We start from the raw sequence: 22,222 nt of genomic DNA, 5'->3' as shown, positions 1-22,222 counted from the left end.
GTAAAAAACACATGATTACAGCAGTTGTTTCAGTGGTTGGTTTTTCATTGTTTATCGCAGCAACGTGGTTCTACGGTCAACAAGAAGATCAGGCTTAAGCTTTATCTTCTTTTTTTTGTTTAAAAAAATTCAAATCTTCAAATCTTCAAATCTTCAAATCTTCAAATCTTCAAATCATGATCTAAATTTACGTATACTGTTTAAAACATAAGAAATTTTGAATCATGAAAAATCAGTTCGAGTCTGCGCAAAATATTATTGAAATTTATAAAAAACATGCGCGTGCATGGACTGAATTACGCGGCAATTTTCTGTATGAAAAAACATGGTTAGATCATTTTTTATCATTCATTCCCCAACATTCTGAAATATTAGATTTAGGTTGTGGTTCGGGAAAACCCATAGCAGATTATCTGATTCAGCATGATCATAAAATAATAGCTGTCGATAGTTCAGATGTGATGATTGAAATGGCTAGGCAAAATTTTCCTGAACAGCGTTGGCTTCAAGCAGACATGCGAACCGTTGAATTAGATCAAAAATTTAATGCTATTTTGGCGTGGGATAGTTTTTTTCATTTAACACCGAATGATCAACGGCAGATGTTTAGTCAATTTACACGATTTGCACAGCAAGGGACGGCGCTGATGTTTAGCAGTGGGCCAAGCCATGGTGAAGCGATAGGCGATTTGTTTGGCGATGCTTTGTATCATGCAAGTCTTGCCCCTGAAGAATATACAGCGTTATTGAATGATCATGGTTTTCAGGTCATAAAAATGGTCGTTGAAGATGTTGAATGTACAGGACATACGGTGTGGTTAGCGCAAAAACTTTATTAAATTATGCTAAATAAAAATGTGGAATAATGATTAAATAATGAGCGTGGAACGCGACTAGTTATGTAAAAAGCCTAATTAGCATAAGTTGAGCTTTTTGATGTGAATTAAGTAAATGATTTTTAAATGGGTTCTAACAAGCGTATTTCGTATAAGCTGTATTATGTTAATTTTAGAAAAAGTAAATAAAATGATGTGGCAGCATCCATCAGAATGAGGAAATAATAATGGATAACGCTGAGTTTGTTGATGCACTTAGGCTCTATGTTCAAGATGATGGAGTCAAGGGTGTTATTTCTAGGTTAAAAAGTCCACATGGTAGAAGTATTTCACCTAAGATGAAAAATTTATCTGAATGGTATAATAGCTTATCAGAAGAAAATACTAATAACGTGAATACCATAATGGAGTTAATAGCTCATGATGTCTTATTTGGTGTTTTTGCAGTCTTTGATGGTGTTAGAATTATTGACAAAGAAAAGGGACAGTTTGAATTAGCTTATAAAACACAAGAAAATACATTCATGCTAAATGATCCTTCTGAGATAGGGTTACATGAGCTATTTAATTCTGAATAGCCACTAAAATAATCGCTAGAAATGCCGATGCTTTGGGCATTTCGCATAAGGTATATTATGTTGATTTTAGATTAAATGAATAATTAGATAGTAGTAACCTACCTTATAATATTTGCCTAAGTTGCGCTTTGAATTCTTACTATATATGAGTAATTTTTTTAAATTTTTGTGATAAATTTTATTTATATTTAAAATGATTCTTGATGATATTATTAAAAATATGCCTCCACCAAGAGAACCATCAGAGATTGCTAATGTTTTTAATAATCATTCATAGAGCGCTATAGAGGATAATTTAGAATTAATAATACCTAATGATTATAAGGAGTTTATATAAACTTATGGTTCTGGATCAATTTTTTAACAATCTTTAATCCATTCTCAGAAAATACTAATATTAATTTAGTTGACCAACTATATATTCAAACAAAAATTTATAATGATTTAAAGGAATATGGAGGGAAAATTCCCTATGATTTCTTCCCTTTAGAAAATAGTATTTTTCCATTTAGTATGACTGATAATGGAGATCTACTTTTTGGCAAGTATCAGGGTCTCTAGCAGAATGGAACATCATTATAAATGAGGCTCGGTCATTAAATTGGGAAGTATTCAAAATGTCTATTCCTGATTTTCTGCTTGGGATTTTGCAACAAAAACTAATTTGTCATTCTTTCCCTTCTACTTTTCCTGATATAAATCCTAGTTTTGAAAAATATTATATATTTTATTCCATTACACAATGGAGGTTTATTGGCTTTCTATATCGGATTTAACATAATGGTCGTTATATAAAATTCACATGAAAAAAACCACTCTCGAAAGAGTGGTCTTTGAAAACAATTAAATGAAATTAAGAGGCTTTGCTGGCCTTGGCTTCAATTTGTTGTTCAGCCTGAATTGCCGTCAAAGCAATGGTGAACACAATATCATCGACCAATGCACCACGAGACAAGTCATTTACAGGTTTATTTAAACCTTGCAACATTGGCCCTACACTCACCACATTTGCCGAGCGTTGAACGGCTTTATATGTGGTGTTGCCTGTGTTCAAATCAGGGAAAATAAACACATTGGCACGACCAGCAACTTGTGAATCAGGGGCTTTTGAACGTCCAACACTTTCAACCGAAGCCGCATCGTATTGTAGTGGGCCATCAATAAGTAGATCAGGACGACGTTGTTTGGCAATTTCAGTCGCTTTCGCCACTTTTTCAACTTCTGCACCAGCACCCGATGTTCCTGTTGAATAAGAGATCATGGCAATACGTGGGTCAATACCAAAGGCTTTAGCAGAGTCGGCAGACTGAATGGCAATTTCAGCCAATTGTTCAGCATCAGGATCTGGATTAATCGCACAGTCACCATAAACGTAGACTTCATCAGGTAACAACATGAAGAACACAGAGGATACCAATGAATATTCAGGTGCAGTTTTAATCAGTTGGAATGCAGGGCGAACAGTATTGGCCGTGGTATGTACAGCACCAGAGACCAAGCCATCCACTTGATCTAGAGCAAGCATCATCGTCCCTAAAACAACAGTATCTTGAAGTTGTTCACGCGCTTGTAGTTCGTTGATTTTACCTTTGCGTAGTTCAACCATTTTCGGTACATAGTTTTCACGAATCAGGTCAGGATCAATAATTTCAAGATCATGCGGTAATTCAATATTACGTGCTTTAGCGACTTCAACTACAATTTCAGGTTTTGCCAATAAGATACAATGTGCGATACCACGTGATTGGCAGATTGCTGCTGCTTGAATGGTACGCGGCTCGTCACCTTCTGGTAATACAATACGTTTTTTCGCTGCAATTGATTTTTGTACCAATTCATGACGGAAAGCTGAAGGGGATAAGCGCGGTTTGTATGAGCCATTTAAAAGCAGTGCAATCCAATCGGCATTGATGTGGCTAGAAACGAAACGTGTCACTTGTTCTGCACGTTCAGTGTCATCAATTGGAATTTCATTGCTTAAGTTTGCAAGATTTTGTGCTGTTTCAAATGTGCTTAAAGATGTATGCAGAATCGGTAAACCATTTTTAATTGCAGCTTGACAGAACTCTAAAACGGAAGCATTCGGTTCGTGATGTTCAGTCAGCACTAAGCCTGCCAATGGAACACCATTGCTGGTGGCTAAGCTACTGGCCAATAAAACATCAATGCGGTCAGAGGCACTAATAATCAGTTCACCCGCGACAAATTTATTGAGTTCATGTTCAATATTTGAAGCAATTAAACTGCTGTGTAATACCCGACGTTGCTTAGCTTCACCTTGGTTAATCCATTCTGCTGAAATATGGGCGGCCAAATCAGAGATTCGTGGCACACTCAGCGTATTGCTAAAAGGGACTAAACCAATCACTGGAAGTTTTTCGGACCCAATATGTGCATGAGTTTTTTGAATATTGGCGGTAAATTTATTGGTATCGCTAATCAAGCGTAAATTTGGATCAATCGTTACAGGAATTTTAGCAGAGTCTTCTGGTAAGCCTTTAGTACGCATGAACAATACGCCAGCCATACGGGTAGACGATGCTCCACCCAAATAGCGTAATTGATTTTCGACTTTTTCAGCTGTCACTTCAGGTTTGTTAATATCGGCATTACTGACGATAATCACTTTTGCATCCAGCGCCTGAGCCAAAGCGGCATTGAGTGTAGATGCAAATGCGTCACGACTGTTTGGCACCAGACCTTCGACAATAATCAAATCATGATGTTTAGCAATTTGGCGATGTAATCGTACTGCATCTTCAAGTAACTCATCATTCTCACCTAAGTTGAGTTGTTGGATGAGCTTGAGATAAGGAATCGGTTCAACCGTTTCGCTGTTTGATAAATGGCGATACAATGCCGTTGAACGGTCTGATTCTTGATGCGCTTCTTGTGAAAAAGGTTTAAGAAAACCTGCTTTTACACCTTGGCATTCCAAAGCGTAAATAAGTCCTAAGCAGGCTGAAGATAAACCTACACCTTCTCCAGTGGGTACCAGCAAAATTGTTTTCATAAATTTATTCTAAATAATAAAAGATTGGTTTAATCCGAGCATAAGGTTTGCGAGCACTTAAGCAATCGCAATATCTTTAGACTTTTTTGCAGCTGCTTGATTCACCTCTTGGCTCACCACATACTCAGTCTCTTTAGCGATACGACCTTCTTCATCGGTCGGAACAACCCAAATTTGAGGGCCTGTTCCCGCATCGATACGACCTTCAGTGCCACGCTTTAAGTTATCGTTTTGCTCTTTACTTAAGTTGAAGCCAAAGTGAGGGAGGTATGCCAGTGTTTTTTCACGAATATAGGCAGAGTTTTCACCAATACCACCCGTAAAGAATAAACCATCAAGGCGTGGTAAGCCGCAGCTTAAAGCGGCCAGTGATTTAGCGAGGCGATAGCAGAACACTTCAATTGCAATGCTTGCATCTTCATTGCCTTGTTCTGATGCTTCAATCAGCGTACGCATGTCATTGGATAAATCAGACAAGCCTAATAAACCACTTTGGCTATTGAGCATTTTGTCAATTTTATAAATATCCCAACCTAAGTTGCTTGCCAAGAAGCTATGGAGACTTGGGTCGACATCACCACTACGGGTTCCCATCACCACACCTTCTAATGGGGTTAAGCCCATAGAAGTATCGACACTTTCACCATTCCAGATGGCACATGTCGAGCTACCGTTACCCAAGTGCGCGGTAAGCCAGCCGCCTTGTTTATAACTGCCTGCAAGTAAAGAACCACGTTCTGAAACATAGGCATGACTAGTACCGTGGAAACCGTAGCGACGGACATTATGTTCTGTATACAAGAATTTAGGTAATGCATAACGGTATGCATGTGCAGGCATGGTTTGATGGAATGCAGTATCAAATACAGCGACTTGCGGTAATTCAGGGAATAAGCGCATGGTTGCGTCAATACCCACCAAATGTGCAGGGTTATGAAGCGGTGCAAGCGGTGTTGCTGCACGAATACGGTCAACAATTTCAGGTGTCAGTAATTCTGCTTTGGTCAGTGTGCCGCCATGTACTACACGATGACCAATGGCTTGCGGATTATAATGCGATAAGCGTTCTAAAATGGTTTCCAAAGCCTTTTCATGGTCGGCATGTGGAATTGAAAGTTCAAGTGCAGCACCACCTGCGGTAATGCCTTTGATGCGTGCTTCAGCAGAACCTAAATTTTCTGCCAAACCAAAAATACGATCTTCACGACGTTCAGAAACAAGTGCATATTTAATTGATGAAGATCCGCAGTTAATTACTAATACTGATGTAGACACGTTTTTATACCCGAATTCTAATTGAAATTAAGTTGTCCGTAGTGATCTTCATGCAGTACGATTTAATGCAATCTGGATCTTTAAAGATGTTTTAACATGTGTTTTTTTTCTGTCCAAGATAGACTTTAGGTGATTAGACTTAAGCACTATCGACCTGAAAACGATTAATACTTAAAATTTATCAGGTGATTGTTTTTATTTATAGTCATGTTTTGTTCGCCAAATACATTGTTGCTTGTATAACAGTAGCATAATGTATCTGGAACCATTGGATTGGTTTCAGTCTGAAGGCTTGGATTGGTATTTGATTTCTGACCAACGCACGATTACATAAGCAATTAATGCCACCATAAAAAATACCAGCATCATCCAAGCTAAGCCCTGTAAGGTTTCAATAATCGTGCGGTAAATTTCCAGTACCCAGCGTTCTTGGGTTAATTCAATGACAATTTTTTTGTCACTATCGGTATAGGTCAGTGGTGTGATGTATTTTTCCATATCATAAATACGAATCCCTGATGACGTGCCGACCACCATGCCCGCAAATTTGGTGTATTTAGCCCAAGCACTGTGAATGGGGTCGTTGATAATACGCGCTAAAATTTGGTTAATCGAATGTGAAAAAATTTTCATGACACCAAAAGAAACCAATAATGCCAATGAAAATGTACAGATCATTAAATAATAGAACATCATCTTTTTCCTTTTATCGTTGTTTTTATGATGTTACGAAATTTAGCGCAGGGATATTGTAGTGACTGTGTTCAGCTTCATGCTTGAAACTGAACACGGATACTTTAATGAATTAAAGGGGTTTATTGGCGAATTTGACCATCACCGAAAACCACCCATTTTTGTGAAGTGAGACCTTCGAGTCCAACAGGGCCACGGGCATGAATTTTATCGGTTGAAATACCAATTTCGGCACCTAAACCATATTCAAAACCATCGGCAAAACGGGTAGAGGCATTGATCATCACCGAACTTGAGTCGACACGTGCTAAGAATTGGCGGGCAAGGCTATAGTTTTCAGTAATAATGGCATCGGTGTGATGTGATCCATATTTATTAATATGCTCAATGGCTTCATCAATGCCACTCACCACTTTAACGGCTAAAATTGGACCTAAATATTCGGTGTACCAATCTTCTTCGCTGGCAGGTTTTACCGTTGAACCGAGAATGCGCTGTGTTTCGCGGCAGCCACGAAGTTCAACCTGTTTTTCTGCATATAATTCAGCAATGCGTGGCAAAAATTCTTCAGCCACTTTCTCATCGACCAGCAAGCTTTCCATAGCATTACACACACCGTAACGATGCGTTTTGGCATTCAGAGCAATCGGTAAGGCCTTTTGCAAATCGGCTTGTGCTTCAACAAAAACATGACAATTGCCATCCAGATGCTTAATCACTGGAATACGCGCCTCATTGCTAATTCGTTCAATCAGGCTTTTACCACCGCGCGGCACAATGACATCGACATATTCAGACATGGTAATCAGATGTCCGACTGCTGCACGATCCGCGGTATTCACCACTTGTACCGAAGTTTCAGGTAGTCCAGATGCTTTTAAACCATGTTGAATGGCTTGGGCAATGGCTTTATTGGATTCTAATGCTTCAGAACCACCACGCAAAATAATGGCATTGCCTGACTTTAATGCCAGTGATGCAGCTTCTAAAGTGACGTTGGGACGTGATTCGTAAATCATCCCCACAACACCTAAAGGTACGCGCATTTTGCCCAACTGAATACCTGAAGGGCGATAGGCTAAATCGGTGATTTCACCAATTGGGTCGAGCAAATTCATGACATCTTTTAAGCCATGTAACATGTCTTTAAAGCGTGTGGGAGTAAGCTCTAAGCGATCAAGTAATGCACTGTCCAAATGGTTGTTACGACCTTTGGTCATATCCATTTGGTTCGCAGCTAAAATTGCAGCTTCACTGTCTTGTAAAGCAGTGTAAATTGCAGATAAAGCATGGTTTTTAGTTTGGGTAGAAGCGCTTGCCAACACGCGAGAAGCTTGGCGTGCTTGTTGTCCTACCGTTTGCATATATTGTTCAATTGAATCTTGCATAGCGGTTTGATCACTTAGAAATTACACCTTTGATAGTAACAGTCTGGAACACGACAATGAAGCATCTCGCTTGAAAAAAATCTTTGAAACTTTTCAGGTGTTAATATTTTGAAATTCTTTTTGTTTGTAAATTTAGATGAGTGGTGATGGAATAAGTTGCACGTGAAATCATCCTCTGTATAGAATGAAAATATAGGGACATAGACGTCTGATAATTAAAGCCAAGAATGGATGCAGTACAGCGCAGAAATTCTATATATATTTTCTTGCAAAATAACAATAAGGCAAGGATGGAGGAAGGGATATGAATTCCATGATCCAAATGGACGCGGAAGTACAACAATCAAATATGAACGTTAGTTTTTTTGATCTTTATCATCGAAACAGTTTTAAAGCGCCTGCACGTACTACATGGATTGATGGCTGGAAAATTGAATATATGGCGATTGCTCAGCCTGAAACGATGCACAATACGCCAATTGTGATCGTGGGCGGGGCATTTCAAAATTTTAATTCTTATAAATACTGTGTTGAGCAGTTGCTGAGCGCAGGTCCAATCATTTTAATTGATTTGCCTTCAATGGGGGCAAATCAACAAATCAGCAACCGCGATACGGGTATTTCGGCCGGAACTTTAGAGCTACCCGATTTAGCCAGTATGTTAGGGCAATGGTTGGATATCGAGAATCTTTCCAAAGTTTCTGTGATGGGAATGTCGCTGGGGTCGGTGGTGGCTTCAAGTTTTGCTGTGCAACGTCCAGAATTGGTAGATCGCATGATTCTGATGGGAGTGATGCAAAAAACCCGTAAAAGTTGGCGGATGTTGCTTGAAGAATCCTTGCATTTGATGAAAGAACAACGCATGGACGAGTTTGGTCAGGCGGTGATTTTATATTTGGTTAATCATGCCAAAATGGATAAAACGCGAATGTCCCCTACGGCAAAGCGTTTGTTTTTTAGGCAAATGGCGGAGTTTACGGCAACCGAGCAAGAGCGCTATGAAATTAACTGTAATCGGTTGCTGCGTTTAACCGATGTGCCTATTCCACAGTGTAAAGTGCTGGTGGCATGTGGACAATATGATAGTTTTACTTTGCCGCATGAAAATGCCAATTTTGCCCTGCAATGCCCAGAGATGGAATTTGCCATGATTGCCAATGCCGATCATGTGCCACAATTACAACGTCGTAAAGAAACCATGAGTTTATTTGCGACCTTCTTACAAGGTCTGTCCATTCACAATGTGGAAGGCATTATTCCCATGACACGGGCGCAATTGCTCACCTTGGAGCGTCGTGGGGAAGAACGCATTACGGTACAACAGCCAATGACGTTATTGACCCATCGTCATTCAGATTTGCAACTACCTACCCAGATTGTAGATTTAAACTACTTTGGCATTTTACTTGAATTTACTGAAGGTTTAACGGCACAAGCGGAACAATATCCACGTGATTTGGCTTTGCATTTGGAAGATGAAGAAGGTCAATTTAAAATTGAATGTTTAATTTTTGACGTAGGTTCAACACAAATTCGGGCTTTATTTAAGCATGGCAGTTTTGAGGTGGCAGAGCGATTAATGCGCTATATACAACGACAAAAAGAAGCTGTTGTCGTATTAGAAGCGGTGAGTTAATTTTCTTTAATACGGCATAAAAAACAGCGTTAATCAACGCTGTTTTTTATGTGGGCATGAATCATCCAAACCAAGTCTCCTAGATGTTCCTCGTTAGAGGATAAAGAGGATGCTTGATGGTCAAAATATAGTTGCGGTTGAGTAATATTGACCTGTTCAAAGCCTGCTTGCTGGAAAAAACTTTGTGCCTGTTGGGGATGAACGAAGTGAAAACTAAAAGCGCTACGCGACATCAATTTCAGTAATTTACTGCAACCCCAAATAAAATTGGCTAATTTATTTTTGACTGGCTCAGGGTAGATATCTGTGAGGTAATGCAATTCTTTGAAATTTTTGCCGTAATTTGAAATGGCATGAAGTAATTGTAATAACATGTTTTTATTGAAGTAGTTAATTAAACCTTCGCTAATTATCACCAATGGGCGAGTAGGATCAAAGACTTGAAATGCTTGTTCGAAGTCCGCAGTGAATAAATCGACTGATAAAACTTCGGGGCTAGTGCAATCAATTTTTTGGAGAGCTCGGGTTTTAACTTTCGCCATATCGGGTAAATCAAGTTCACGATAATCAATATTGGGAAATTTTTGGCGAAAATTCCATCCTCGCGGTGAAAGACCACTGGCGATTTCCAGCACTTGTAAGTCGGGGTGCTGCTCAATTAGTTGAATAAGATGTTGGTCAATCATACTGTGGCGTTGTTTGAGTGTAGTACGCATACTGCCACCGACAAATTTTTCCGCCCAACTTTCTAAAGGATGAACCAATTTTGCCAGCATTTTACCCTTAGATGTCGCAAAAACAGGGTGGGAAATCCCCATGCTGTACCAAATATAGCCCGTATAATGCGCAGTAAATGAAATATGTCGATGTTCTGAAAGCTGTTGTGTCATGTCATCCTGACCTTATCTGTTTTTGTAGTTTTAAATGTAAGTTGCTTCGATTTTTTACCTTCATCACGGCTTTTTTAAATTTCTTTTGCAAGATAAAATGAGCTAAGCAATTTAAAAAGTCTTTGACTTTATTTTTAATTATCATAAAGAAAAAGGAACACTTTGTCGTGTTCCTTTTGTCGCATTAATTAAATGATTTTTTAAAGTTTTCGATATTGTCTTTCACTTTTTTCCATTCAGCACCTAATTCAAGGGTTTGACCCACAGTGATTGGTGGGATTTTTCCACGCATACGTTCCAAGCGTTGTTGATTAGGGAGGGGGAGTTGCTGCATACCTGCTAAAGCGGTACACGCTGCTGAACGGTCATTACAGACTAAGCCCATATCACAACCTGCTTTGAGTGCAGCTTGGATACGCGCATCTGCACCACCGACCACACAGGCAGCTTGCATGGTTAAGTCATCTGAAAAAAGTACACCCTCAAAGTTCAATTCTTGACGTAAGACTTTTTGAATCCAATAAGGTGAGAAACCCGCTGGATTTGGGTCGACTTGATCGTAAATCACATGCGCTGGCATGAGTGCATCAAGTTGCGGCATGAGTTGAATAAAAGTCTGCATATCTTTGTGATAGATTTCATCATAACAACGTGAATCTACAGGTGCTGCAACGTGAGAATCGGCCTTGACTGAACCATGACCGGGGAAATGTTTTCCTGTATTTGCCATACCCGCACGTTTCATGCCTGCTAAAAATGCACGGGCAAGTGGCACAATATCTTGAATATTTTGGGCAAATGCACGGTCACCAATCACATCGCTGACATCATTTAAGTCCAATACAGGTGCAAAGCTAAAGTCGATCCCCACAGCAAGGACTTCGGTTGCCATCAGCCAACCACATTGTTCAGCTAAAGCAAGGGCTTGTTCAGGGTCACTAAGATAGCGTTCACCTAAACGACCCATTGCAGGCAGCAAGGTAAAACCTTGTTTTAAGCGTTGCACGCGACCACCTTCTTGATCAACGGCAATTAAAATATCGGGTCTTACACGACGCATATGATCTGTTAAAGCACGAACTTGTTCTGGTGATTCTATATTTCGAGAAAATAAAATCATGCCGCCTACTTGCGGTGCTTGTAATAGTTCAATATCTTCTTGAGTAAGTTCTGTGCCAGCGATGTCTAGCATCAATGCGCCAATCATATCGGTGTCCGTGTGGGTATTTTATAAAGCAAAAACAATACCTGAATTCTGCAATGATTTGCTACATTTTGACAGTACAGAATATGATAAAACTACACGACATACACATATTAAGTTGTTTAAGAATTTGAATATACTCAATTCATGCTGAAAAACAACGTTGTAATATTGGTCAAAGACCAAGGAAGTACGAATTATTTATGAAACTTCAAACATTAGCTTGTGCCGTTGCAATTGCGACAGGTGGATTTTTCTTTTCCCATGTAATGAACGAGGCAATTGCAGCCAATAATACCGTTGCAGCGCCTCAAACCATTCAATCGACACAAGAACAAGCACTGGTATCACGCCAATTGGCAACATTGGTTGACCGTCAACATTACTTAAATATGCGCTTAGATGCCAATACTTCTAATCGAATTCTTGATTTCTATTTAGATAGTTTGGATGCAGATCATTCATTATTTTTAGCTTCTGAAGTTGAACAGTATAAGAAAAATTATGGTTCAACTTTTGGCGCTGCATTAAAAGCAGGGGATTTATCGGGTCCTTATTTAGTTCATGCCCAATATCGTGAGCGTTTAAAACAGTTCTATCAATTCATGTTGGCTGAATTGAAAAAACCACAAAACTTAAAGCAAAGTAATGTTTATATTGAAACCGATCGTGAAAAAGCACCTTATTTTAATTCTGTAGAAGAGCAACATAAACATTGGCAAAAAATGTTGGTGTCGCAGCTGATTAACTTAAACATTAGCAAAGAAGAAGAGGCTGCCAAACAAAAAGCATTAAAAGATGATCCTACTTTAGCCAATGGGCAAGATTTAACCAGTCCAGAGGATTTAACGCCTGTCCAAACATTAACCAAGCGTTATACGCGCCAACTTGAGCGTGTCAGTCGTGTGAAAAGTGATGATGTCTTGGACAAAACCTTAAATGCGATGATGTTGACCTATGATCCGCATAGCAACTATTTTCCCCCTGTAGATGCGATGGAGCTGAACCGCCAAACCACTTTGCAATTAGAAGGGATTGGGGTTTCAATTCGTCCTGAACGTGGCAACGAAGACTACACCAAGATTGAAACGATTGTTGAAGGTGGCCCTGCCAGTAAGTCAGGTCAAATTAAATCGGGTGATCGCATTATTGGTGTTGCGCAAGATGGCGACAAAATGGTCGATGTCGTGGGCTGGTCAAGTGGTGAGGTGGTTGGTTTAATCCGTGGTAAGCGTGGCACAAAAGTCACCTTACGTTTATTGGGTGCTGGTGCATCAATGGGTCAAGCGCGTACCGTGAGTTTGGTGCGTGATGTGATTCAAGAAGAAGATGCGGGCGTACGTTCACGTACAGTTGACATTAAGCGTGATGGCAAAAATTATACTTTTGGTGTGATTGAAATTCCATCTTTCTATTTGAACTATCGTGCGCGTCGTGCAGGCACAGAATATCGTTCGGTGTCTGAAGACACCAACAACGCACTAAAATCTTTGGCTGCAAAGAATGTTGAAGGGATTATTATTGATTTACGTAATAACCCAGGTGGCTCACTTGAAGAAGTTGCACGTATGTTGGGTCAAGTGATTAAGACCGGTCCAGTAGTACAAATACGTGATGGCAGTGGTAATGTCAGCGTATTTGAAGATAATGATGGTGGCACACAAACCTATGCAGGCCCTCTTGCGGTAATGGTCAATTTGGCTTCAGCATCTGCGAGTGAAATTTATTCAGCTGCAATTCAGGATTATGAGCGCGGTATTGTGATTGGCAGCACAACTACGGGCAAGGGTACAGCACAAGTGCAATTGGACACCTTGGCTTATGGTCAAGCGACTTTGACGCAGCGCAAGTTCTATCGCGTTACTGGCGGCAGTACTCAAAATAAAGGCGTTGTACCAGACATTAAACTCGTTGATATTTACAATGAAGAGTTTGGTGAGCGTAAGGCAAAAAATGCCTTGAAGTGGGACACTATTCCAACTGCACCCTTTAAGCGCGAAGGTTCTGTACAACCTTATGTACAAAACTTAGCCCAGTTATCACAACAACGGGTGGTGAATGATCCGCAATTTAAATATTTAGAACAGCGTAAAGCCATTGCTAAAAAAACCGATGAGCAAAAACGTGTGGTACTAGATATTGATCAGCGTAAAACAGAGTTGAATGCGTTAGAGCAGCAAACCTTAGAGTCCGAGAATCAACGTCGAATTGTGACAGGACAAAAACCGTATGCCAACTGGGAAAGTTATCAAGCTTCAATAGATGCTTTGATTGAGTCGCGTGCCAAAATGAAAGCGGCAAAACGACCTGCTTTAGCTGAGGAAGAAGTATTTGTAACTGAGTCTGCTCAAGTTTTATTGGATTATGCTAAATTACAATCGACCCAAGTTTCTGCTCAATAGAAGGGTTGATTCAGCATTGTTTATTTAAATGTTAAAAAACCAGTCAGTTCAGCTGACTGGTTTTATTTGGCGCTATATTAGTCTTTGTGGATTGCATAAGGCCGGTTTAATCTGTACCAGCCAGTAAAAAGATATAGCGATTTTTTTTAAATAGATTAGACTTGTTGTTCAATTCTTGAGCTTAACAGGTGGTGACTTTAAGTATTAAAAACATGAACGGAGTGGGGTTAATTGAAAAAAGTTTGATCTATGTTTGCTTAATGAAATGTCTAAATTAGAAATAAAAGTGGATAGCCTAATTACCACTTGACCAAAATGAAATAGTATAAGATTCTTATTTTGATCGATTTTTTATATAAGTACTTTTTAGAGGCGAAAAACTTTCGTGAAAGGGTAATTGATATTAATAATGCGGATTAAAACAAAAATATAACCAATACGGAAGCTGAATATGATTCATATACATTATGATTTTAGCCTCATTGTAGGTTCTATTATTGTTGCTATTTTAGTTTGCTATTTAGCAATATCGATTGAACAATTATTATTTCGTGAGCTGTTTCAAAAGTATAAAAAAATTCTTCTTGTGATCAGTGGCTTTGTTTTAGGTGCTGCAATATGGTGTACGCATTTGGTTGGTATACTGGCCAGCCATTTACCAGCAACTTACTCTTCTGATTACAGGTTTGTTTTTGTTTCTTATATTATTGCATTTATTGCATCTACCTTTGCTGTGTGGTTAATCACCAAAGAAACATTACCGTTTATGCGCCTTATTTTGGGTGCACTTTTGATGGGGCTCGGTATTTCTGGAATGCACTATGTCGGAATGATGGGCTTAGTGTTGGGTCAGCATAAAATACACTACGATCCATTATTAACGCTTTTTTCTGTTTTAATTGCCATTAGTGGATCTGGCTTAACTTTATGGCTGACTTTTAAATATAAAAATGCGGTCTATAAACTGATTCATATTAAACTCTACCTTGTATTGATGATGGCTTTTACCATTGTTGCTATGCACTATACCGGTATGGCTGCAATGTCTTTTGATTCTATCCATACCGATCAGCTGGTTTCGAATTATCAAACGGGACAAGGATTAATTTTATTTACAATCGTGTTTATTAGTAGCTTAATTTTAATTGCTACATTTTGTGTGGCTGTATTAGAACAACGCTTAGAAGCACGTAATAAACAGTTGTCTAAAGTCAATCGTGAGTTAGCCAATCGAGCAGTGGAAGATAATTTAACCAAGTTGCCTAACCGTTTATTCTTAGCCGAATATTCACATTTTTTATTTACTGAGCATCGTTATCGCGATGATAAAATTGCCTTTCTTTATATTGATTTAGATCGCTTTAAGGCAGTAAATGATGTTTTTGGTCATCATGTGGGTGATCAACTGTTGGTACTGCTTGCTACGCGGATTCACAGTAAACTCAAGGCAAATGAAAAGTTGCTGCGTATCGGTGGTGATGAGTTTCTGATGGTGCTAGAAAGAGCAACCATTGACACGGCTAGTGAAACCGCAGAAGAGGTATTGGGATGGATACAGGACAGTTTCTTAATTGCGGGTAAAGAAATTAATATTTCGAGTAGTATCGGCATCGCGATGTATCCAGATCACGCCAATAATTTACAAGATTTATTGATTAATGCTGATGCTGCAATGTTGACATCAAAAAATCAGGGCAGAAATACCTATTCATTCTTTAATTTCACGGCCGATCAACAAGAAGCGAAAAGCCAAACTAAACTTATTAATGATTTATATAAAGCAGTAGAAGAACAACAATTTGTTCTGTTTTATCAGCCTAAATTTACCACCAAAAATCGTGAAATTTGTGGCGTAGAAGCACTTATTCGTTGGAATCATCCAAATTTAGGGCTTTTACCACCCAATATGTTTATTCCTGGTGCTGAAAAAACCGGACTGATTATTCCAATGGGGTATTGGGCACTCGAGCAAGCTTGTAAACAAATCCAAATTTGGGAGCGCAATGGTTCAAATTATTTCCCTGTGGCTGTAAATTTGTCTGCGGTACAATTTGAACACAAACATCTGTTTTCAACGCTTGAAGGCTTATTTCAAAAGTATCAAATTAAACCGCATCATTTGGCAATTGAAATCACTGAATCTACCGCGATGCATCATATTGATGCCAGTATTCGTTGTTTTAACCGTTTGCGTCAGATGGGGATTAAACTTGCCATTGATGACTTTGGTACAGGACATTCTAGTTTTTTGTATTTAAAAAATTTACCTGTTGATGAGTTAAAAATAGATCGAGAATTTATTAAAGATCTTGCTATAGGTTCAAAAGATGAAATGATTTTAGCGAGTATTATTCAATTGGCAATTAAATTAGGCTTGGTGGTCACAGCAGAAGGGGTGGAAACGCCATTGCAGGCGGAGATCTTAACCCGTTTAGGATGCCAGCAATTGCAAGGGTATTTGTTGGGAATGCCCGTGAAGGTTGATCACTTGGAAGAGATTAAATATACATTTTCAAGTTAAGATAGATGTTCTTTGAACAAGTTTAGCTCATTTCAAAAGTTTGATGATCTGCTACAATATCGGCAAATTTTTATATTGATCAGTTCTGATCTTTTACACTGCCATTCTGCAGTAGGTATCTTTCATGAGTTTTAAAGATGAATTAGCGGCACAGGTCGCTCAGCGACGGACGTTCGCGATTATTTCCCACCCCGATGCTGGTAAAACCACCATGACAGAAAAACTGTTGTTATGGGGTAAGGCAATTCAGGTTGCAGGAATGGTCAAAAGCCGTAAGTCAGACCGTGCTGCAACGTCTGACTGGATGGAAATGGAAAAAGAGCGTGGGATTTCCATCACCACCTCTGTAATGCAGTTTCCTTATAAAAAACATGTCATTAATTTATTAGATACCCCAGGGCATGAAGACTTTTCTGAAGATACTTATCGTACATTAACTGCGGTTGACTCTGCATTAATGGTGATTGACGGTGCAAAAGGTGTTGAAGATCGAACCATTAAATTAATGGAAGTGTGTCGTATGCGCGATACACCGATTATTTCTTTCGTCAATAAAATGGACCGTGAAATCCGTGAGCCTTTAGAGCTTTTGGATGAAATTGAAAATGTTCTTAAAATTCAGTGTGTGCCAATTACATGGCCACTGGGTACAGGACGTGACTTCGCTGGGGTATACAACCTACTCGAAGAAAAATTTTATGTGTATAAGGCTGGTTTTGGTTCAACCATTACCGATATTGAAGTTCGTGATAGCTATGACCATCCTGACTTGCGTGAAAAAGTGGGTGAACTTGCTTTTGCCGCATTTGAAGAGTCGTTAGAGCTGGTACAAATGGCCAATGAGCCATTAGATCGTGACTTGTTCCTAGAAGGTAAACAAACACCTGTATTATTTGGTACGGCTTTGGGTAACTTTGCGGTGGATCACGTGCTGAATACATTTATTCAGTGGGCACCTGAACCTAAAGCTCATCCAACACATGAACGTGTCGTTGAAGCAACGGAAGAAGGCTTCTCTGGTTTTGTGTTTAAAATTCAAGCCAATATGGACCCGAAACATCGTGACCGTATTGCTTTCATGCGTATCTGCTCAGGTAAGTATGAAAAAGGTCTGAAAATGAATCATGTACGTTTAGGTAAAGATGTACGAATTAGTGATGCCTTAACATTCCTCGCAGGTGAGCGCGAACAGCTTGAAGAAGCGTGGCCGGGTGACATTATTGGTTTACATAACCACGGAACCATTCAAATTGGTGATACATTCACCTCGGGTGAAAATCTACACTTTACTGGTATTCCGCACTTTGCACCGGAAATGTTCCGCCGTGTTCGTTTAAAAGATCCGTTAAAATCGAAACAGTTGCAAAAAGGTTTGAAAGAGCTTTCAGAAGAAGGTGCAACACAGGTATTTATGCCGCAAATCAGCAATGATTTGATTGTGGGTGCAGTCGGTGTTCTTCAGTTTGATGTGGTTGCCTATCGATTGAAAGAAGAATACAAAGTAGATTGTGTGTATGAGCCAGTCAACATCAATACCGTACGTTGGGTTTCATGTGATGATGAAAAGAAATTCAATGAGTTTAAGAAAAAAGCCCACGATCAATTGTCCCTTGATGGTGGCGGTCATTTGACCTACCTTGCGCCAAGCCGTGTGAATTTACAGTTGATGCAAGAGCGTTACCCTGATATCCAATTCCGGGCGACACGCGAACACTAAATAGAATAAAAAATAAAACAGCTTCTTTATGAGGCTGTTTTATTAGGGGGCTGATGACATTTCATAAATAGTTTGCACTGTAGGCTAAAATTGAGCAGATAAGGTATGAAATGCAAAGAATAGCGAGACTATTTTTAAATTTCCTACTTCATGTCTTATGTCAGCTAAAAAATATGTGTCGTTGCAAACATAGATGAAGTGTCAACAGCCTCCTTAGCATCATTTATATAGATTATTATTTTAGAAAAAGAGTTGTGAGCATGAACGGGAAAATAGTGGCTGCATCCATGATTGCCATTGGTCTGATACTCAGTGCCTGTGATGCTTCAAAAAAAGAATCCACAGAAGAATCGGCACAGGAAAAGTCACCCGCTGCTATATTTAAAACCGAGCAAGCAGAGGTGCTACCGTATTTAAATATCCAAGAACAAGAGGCAAAAATTGCCTTACCTTTTTGTGAAACCAAGAATTGTATTGATCTCAGTATTCAAACGGTGCATACCGCTGATGCTTGGCTTAATGATTGGATTGCCAAAAGCCAAGCCAAGGTGATTCAAGATCAAATTGGTCTGAAACAAAATATGACTTTGCAGCAAGCCATCAATGCTTATGTGAAAAAATCGGATGCATGGCAAGCGGAATTTTCTAAGAATAAAGCCTACGAATTGTCGATGTATACCCGAATTGCTTATCAACGGAATCAGTATGTACTGATGCAGTTAGGGGTAGATACCAAGCAAGAGGGGGTTAATGTTAAAGAGCGTTATTACTTCTTTGTGGCAGATCGTAAAAAGCAGCAAACTGTAGCTTTATTGGATTTAATTCAGCCCAAACAACAAGCTTACATGAATAATATTGTGCAGCAAGCGTATCAAAAATGGTTAAAAGCACAAAGCACCGAAGTGAAACAACACGCGCCTCAAAAACTCTACTGGGGGCAAGCAGATTGGTTCTTTGATCAAGAAGGTATTGGTTTACATTATCGGACGCATGAAATTGCTAAAGATGGTGCGCAACTGGATATTTATTTCAATAAACAACAAACGCAACAGATATTGAAAGTTGATGCTTATCAGAATATGTTCTAGTCATCCGTAGTCAATACTGACATCTCATGACAGTCAATTTATCAGATAAAAATTATAGGTCAAAATCATGTTAAAAAATAAAACACTATTTACGATCAGTATTCTTGCGTCCATGATGGCATTGAGTGCCTGCCAACCGAAACAAACTGAGCCAAAAGACGATCCAGTACAGAAACCCGCGATTGTAGAACCTGAAATTTTAAAATTGGCAGGGGATTCTGAAAAGTTAGCTTTGGTTTTGCCAGAATGTGATGGTAACAATTGCCCAGAAATTTCGATTGAACGTCTGTCCAGTAACCAAGCTTTTATTGATGAATTTATAGATCAACAAATCTTAAAACAATTAAATCAAATGATAGATATTTCACCGAAGTTACTTAAAGCCGATCAACTGGCGACAAGTATTGCTGATCCCGAGCATAACAAAGTCAGTGATCAAGCGACTGCGCAAAAAACATTGGCAACCGTTGAAACCCCTAAGCAAAAGCTGGAAAAACAAGTTGCACCTTATTTAGTGACATTTTTGGCTTTAGATAAGGAATTAAAGGCTTTAAGTGCCAATCATCAAATTAGTTTGATGATTAAACCGAAAATTTTAAATGCCAACTTACCTTTGGCGACTGTGGTTTTAAATTCCAGTAGTTATTTGGGTGGGGCACATGGTTCTTCGGCACAGCGCTATTATAATTTTGATTTAAAAAATAAAAAACACGTTGAGCTTAATGCTATTTTAGCGCCCAATCAAAAAGCCCAGTTAGAAAAAAAAGCCCATGAGGTTTTTAAAACGTGGGTGCTGGAATCCAAATTAGCCAACAGCGTTGAAGAATATGAACAGGCGTGGAAATTTACCCTATCAGATAATTTTTATTTATCTAAACAAGGCTTAATTTTGCAATATGGTGAATATGAAATTGGTCCCTATGTTGTAGGGTTACCACGGTTGATGATTCCTTATGACCAGTTGCAAACGATTCTAAAAAAAGAATATTTGCCGCAGGTTGAAGTCAAAGATCAGACCGTGGCTGCCAGTGCTGCCACTGTAAATAAAGCCAAACCTTAATGCTTTATTCATTGTTTGATACCCATACCCATTTTGATGTTGCCGATTTTGATTCTGATCGGGAGCAATTGGCATGCGCAGCAAAAGCGGTTGGGGTCGAACGCTTAATTTTGATTGGTTTTGTCCAATCACGGTTTCAAGCATTGCTACAAAGCCAACATGATTTAAATCGATTAGATCATGCACCGAAAAGTTATTTAGCTCCGGGTTTACATCCTTTTTATATTGAACAGCATCAACTGTCCCATCTTGCCGATTTGGAAGCTATTTTAAAAACAGAACAATGTGTGGCGATTGGGGAAATCGGTTTAGACTCCTTTTTAAAACAGCACAAACAGCCGACTATTTTTCAAAAACAAAAAGATTTTTTTTCGGCACAAATTGAATTGGCTGAGCAGTTTCAGAAGCCCGTGCTTTTGCATATTCGTAAATCACATGCTGAAACATTGGCGATTTTAAAACAGCATCAATTTAAATTAGGTGGAATAGCACATGCTTTTAGTGGTGGAATAGAAGAAGCCAAAGCTTTTATTAAATTGGGTTTTAAAATTGGTGTGACGGGACAAATTACCAATCCGAATGCGAAAAAATTACATGCCGTGGTGCGGGCGATTGGTGCTGAACATTTGGTGCTCGAAACGGACTGTCCCGACATGACGCCGTTATGCTGTCAAAGCTCCACTGAACATCGTACCCGAAATACGCCAGTCAATTTACCGCATGTTTTAACTGGATTGGCTGAAACATTGCATCTTGATCCCGATGTCTTAGCACCGCAGTTATGGCGGAACTCACTTCAGGTTTTACAACTTGAGTTTTAAAACATATTGTTTAATAGCCTTTTATCCATAAAGATTCGTATTTAATATTAGAGTCTGCTATGAATATATGGTATTTGACTTGGTCATATTTTGTCTTGATTTAGTGTTCTGATTTGGCTTTTACACGATAGAGCAGTAGTATAAAAAAGAACAAACCCTACTTATATATTTAAAATTTTCTTTAAATGAAAAGAATGAGTCCATTATGCAAAGTAATAACCCCATTTTAACGCGGGTAGAAACCTACAGTGATTTTAACGACACCATGACCGTGCAAGGCGCGGTGCAAAAATCGATTTTATTAACCGTGATTGCCGCTGTCGTCGGATTATCCCTATTTTTTTATAGCTTCATGACTTTAAATTTATCACTGGCCTATGCTGCGGCAATGGTTGGTGCAATTGGTGGCTTGATATTGGCCTTGATCACGACATTTAAGCCGAATACTGCCCCTGTGTTGGCCATCCCATATGCCTTGTTTGAAGGAGCGTTTTTAGGGGGGATTTCAGTGGTCTTCCAAGTCAAATTTCCTGGTGTACCATTGCAAGCTTTACTCGCCACTTTTATTACCACTTTAGTCATGTTTACCTTGTATCGCTTTCAAATTATTCGTGCTACAGAAAAATTTAAGGCGGTCGTGCTATCAGCATCTATTGCGATTGCCATTGTTTTTGTGGTGCAAATGGTGATGCGCCTAGCTTTTAGTTCAAGCATTCCTTACATTTTTGAAAGTAATTGGCTCGGAATTGGTTTTGCTGCATTTGTTGCCGTGATTGCTTCTTTAAGTTTAATTCTAGATTTTGACCTGATTGAATCATCCGCTGCACAGTATGCACCGAAAGCGATGGAATGGTTGTGTGGTATTGCATTATTAGCGACCTTGGTTTGGATGTATTATTCCTTCCTTCGTTTACTTGGTTTATTGCAAGGTGATGATTAATCAGGCTAAAAATTAAATTGATTGTCAGCTTAATGCCCCTCGATTTAATCGAGGGGCATTTTTTATGATTTTTACAGAACATATTAAAAAAAGGCGCATTATGCAATTTCGCAAATGCTTCAGACTTGGCATTATGCTTGTAAATTATTTTAAGCGAGAT

The 22,222-nt window shown here is 39.1% G+C and carries 16 protein-coding genes; 10 read left to right on the top strand and 6 right to left on the bottom strand.

The annotated features are described in order from the left end of the window. Positions 1-224: 224 nt before the first annotated feature. Both BLV99_RS00230 and BLV99_RS00225 read left to right on the top strand, forming a co-directional pair. Complete coding sequence (locus BLV99_RS00230; protein WP_092686591.1) at positions 225-839, top strand: class I SAM-dependent methyltransferase; 615 nt, start codon at positions 225-227, stop codon at positions 837-839. Positions 840-1,063: 224 nt separating this feature from the next. Then, on the top strand, positions 1,064-1,414 hold the full coding sequence (locus BLV99_RS00225; protein WP_092686589.1) for a hypothetical protein: 351 nt from the start codon (positions 1,064-1,066) through the stop codon (positions 1,412-1,414). An 853-nt stretch (positions 1,415-2,267) separates the two neighbouring features. Here BLV99_RS00225 and pta read toward each other — a convergent pair. The 4 genes from pta to BLV99_RS00205 all read right to left on the bottom strand — a co-directional run bounded on the left by pta (position 2,268) and on the right by BLV99_RS00205 (position 7,783). Next, entirely contained in the window at positions 2,268-4,427 is a 2,160-nt protein-coding gene (gene pta, locus BLV99_RS00220; protein WP_092686586.1) for a phosphate acetyltransferase, read from the bottom strand. A gap of 57 nt (positions 4,428-4,484) precedes the next feature. After that, the gene (locus tag BLV99_RS00215) at positions 4,485-5,702 is read right to left on the bottom strand and encodes an acetate/propionate family kinase (protein WP_086183747.1); all 1,218 of its coding nucleotides are present in this window, start codon (positions 5,700-5,702) and stop codon (positions 4,485-4,487) included. 279 nt (positions 5,703-5,981) lie between these two features. Beyond that, positions 5,982-6,395, bottom strand: coding sequence for a hypothetical protein (locus BLV99_RS00210; protein ID WP_086183746.1), 414 nt, complete (start codon positions 6,393-6,395; stop codon positions 5,982-5,984). A 122-nt stretch (positions 6,396-6,517) separates the two neighbouring features. Next, positions 6,518-7,783, bottom strand: coding sequence for a glutamate-5-semialdehyde dehydrogenase (locus BLV99_RS00205; RefSeq protein ID WP_092686583.1), 1,266 nt, complete (start codon positions 7,781-7,783; stop codon positions 6,518-6,520). Between the two features lie 304 nt (positions 7,784-8,087). Here BLV99_RS00205 and BLV99_RS00200 point away from each other — a divergent pair, with 304 nt between their 5' ends. Beyond that, the gene (locus tag BLV99_RS00200) at positions 8,088-9,419 is read left to right on the top strand and encodes an alpha/beta fold hydrolase (protein WP_092686580.1); all 1,332 of its coding nucleotides are present in this window, start codon (positions 8,088-8,090) and stop codon (positions 9,417-9,419) included. A 29-nt stretch (positions 9,420-9,448) separates the two neighbouring features. Here the strand turns inward: BLV99_RS00200 and BLV99_RS00195 are convergent, their stop codons facing one another. Next, positions 9,449-10,309, bottom strand: coding sequence for a class I SAM-dependent methyltransferase (locus BLV99_RS00195; protein WP_086183743.1), 861 nt, complete (start codon positions 10,307-10,309; stop codon positions 9,449-9,451). Between the two features lie 184 nt (positions 10,310-10,493). Next, the gene (nagZ, locus tag BLV99_RS00190) at positions 10,494-11,516 is read right to left on the bottom strand and encodes a beta-N-acetylhexosaminidase (RefSeq protein ID WP_092686577.1); all 1,023 of its coding nucleotides are present in this window, start codon (positions 11,514-11,516) and stop codon (positions 10,494-10,496) included. A gap of 200 nt (positions 11,517-11,716) precedes the next feature. On the opposite strand from nagZ, the gene BLV99_RS00185 reads away from it, so the two are divergent. From BLV99_RS00185 to BLV99_RS00155, 7 genes are all read left to right on the top strand, one after another. Further along, positions 11,717-13,915, top strand: coding sequence for a carboxy terminal-processing peptidase (locus BLV99_RS00185; RefSeq protein WP_092686572.1), 2,199 nt, complete (start codon positions 11,717-11,719; stop codon positions 13,913-13,915). Between the two features lie 451 nt (positions 13,916-14,366). Continuing rightward, positions 14,367-16,436, top strand: coding sequence for a putative bifunctional diguanylate cyclase/phosphodiesterase (locus BLV99_RS00180; RefSeq protein ID WP_092686570.1), 2,070 nt, complete (start codon positions 14,367-14,369; stop codon positions 16,434-16,436). Positions 16,437-16,560: 124 nt separating this feature from the next. Then, positions 16,561-18,153 (top strand): peptide chain release factor 3, encoded by a 1,593-nt coding sequence (locus BLV99_RS00175; protein WP_086183739.1) that lies wholly within the window; start codon positions 16,561-16,563, stop codon positions 18,151-18,153. 260 nt (positions 18,154-18,413) lie between these two features. Beyond that, a complete protein-coding gene (locus tag BLV99_RS00170; protein ID WP_092686568.1) occupies positions 18,414-19,241 on the top strand; it encodes a hypothetical protein in 828 nt (275 codons plus the stop codon). 67 nt (positions 19,242-19,308) lie between these two features. Then, a complete protein-coding gene (locus BLV99_RS00165; RefSeq protein WP_092686566.1) occupies positions 19,309-20,301 on the top strand; it encodes an RsiV family protein in 993 nt (330 codons plus the stop codon). Next, entirely contained in the window at positions 20,301-21,122 is an 822-nt protein-coding gene (locus BLV99_RS00160) for a TatD family hydrolase (protein WP_092686563.1), read from the top strand. Before BLV99_RS00165 ends, BLV99_RS00160 begins: the two co-directional genes overlap by 1 nt. Positions 21,123-21,327: 205 nt before the next feature. Next, positions 21,328-22,062 carry a Bax inhibitor-1/YccA family protein gene (locus BLV99_RS00155; protein WP_092686556.1) on the top strand — a complete coding sequence of 245 codons (735 nt, stop codon included), beginning with the start codon at positions 21,328-21,330 and terminating at the stop codon, positions 22,060-22,062. Positions 22,063-22,222 lie beyond the last annotated feature (160 nt).

The organism is Acinetobacter kyonggiensis (assembly GCF_900107285.1).
Taxonomy (GTDB): domain Bacteria; phylum Pseudomonadota; class Gammaproteobacteria; order Pseudomonadales; family Moraxellaceae; genus Acinetobacter; species Acinetobacter kyonggiensis.
The sequence above is the reverse complement of the archived record's forward strand: the minus strand, read 5'-3'. Positions and strand labels throughout refer to the sequence as shown.

What these genes read in the sequence shown, in the direction of transcription:
- BLV99_RS00230 (WP_092686591.1), top strand. Translation starts at nt 225, where the DNA reads ATGAAAAATCAGTTCGAGTCTGCGCAAAATATTATTGAAATTTATAAA.
- BLV99_RS00225 (WP_092686589.1), top strand. Translation starts at nt 1,064, where the DNA reads ATGGATAACGCTGAGTTTGTTGATGCACTTAGGCTCTATGTTCAAGAT.
- pta (WP_092686586.1), bottom strand. Translation starts at nt 4,427, where the DNA reads ATGAAAACAATTTTGCTGGTACCCACTGGAGAAGGTGTAGGTTTATCT.
- BLV99_RS00210 (WP_086183746.1), bottom strand. Translation starts at nt 6,395, where the DNA reads ATGTTCTATTATTTAATGATCTGTACATTTTCATTGGCATTATTGGTT.
- BLV99_RS00205 (WP_092686583.1), bottom strand. Translation starts at nt 7,783, where the DNA reads ATGCAAGATTCAATTGAACAATATATGCAAACGGTAGGACAACAAGCA.
- BLV99_RS00200 (WP_092686580.1), top strand. Translation starts at nt 8,088, where the DNA reads ATGAATTCCATGATCCAAATGGACGCGGAAGTACAACAATCAAATATG.
- BLV99_RS00195 (WP_086183743.1), bottom strand. Translation starts at nt 10,309, where the DNA reads ATGACACAACAGCTTTCAGAACATCGACATATTTCATTTACTGCGCAT.
- nagZ (WP_092686577.1), bottom strand. Translation starts at nt 11,516, where the DNA reads ATGATTGGCGCATTGATGCTAGACATCGCTGGCACAGAACTTACTCAA.
- BLV99_RS00185 (WP_092686572.1), top strand. Translation starts at nt 11,717, where the DNA reads ATGAAACTTCAAACATTAGCTTGTGCCGTTGCAATTGCGACAGGTGGA.
- BLV99_RS00180 (WP_092686570.1), top strand. Translation starts at nt 14,367, where the DNA reads ATGATTCATATACATTATGATTTTAGCCTCATTGTAGGTTCTATTATT.
- BLV99_RS00175 (WP_086183739.1), top strand. Translation starts at nt 16,561, where the DNA reads ATGAGTTTTAAAGATGAATTAGCGGCACAGGTCGCTCAGCGACGGACG.
- BLV99_RS00170 (WP_092686568.1), top strand. Translation starts at nt 18,414, where the DNA reads ATGAACGGGAAAATAGTGGCTGCATCCATGATTGCCATTGGTCTGATA.
- BLV99_RS00165 (WP_092686566.1), top strand. Translation starts at nt 19,309, where the DNA reads ATGTTAAAAAATAAAACACTATTTACGATCAGTATTCTTGCGTCCATG.
- BLV99_RS00160 (WP_092686563.1), top strand. Translation starts at nt 20,301, where the DNA reads ATGCTTTATTCATTGTTTGATACCCATACCCATTTTGATGTTGCCGAT.
- BLV99_RS00155 (WP_092686556.1), top strand. Translation starts at nt 21,328, where the DNA reads ATGCAAAGTAATAACCCCATTTTAACGCGGGTAGAAACCTACAGTGAT.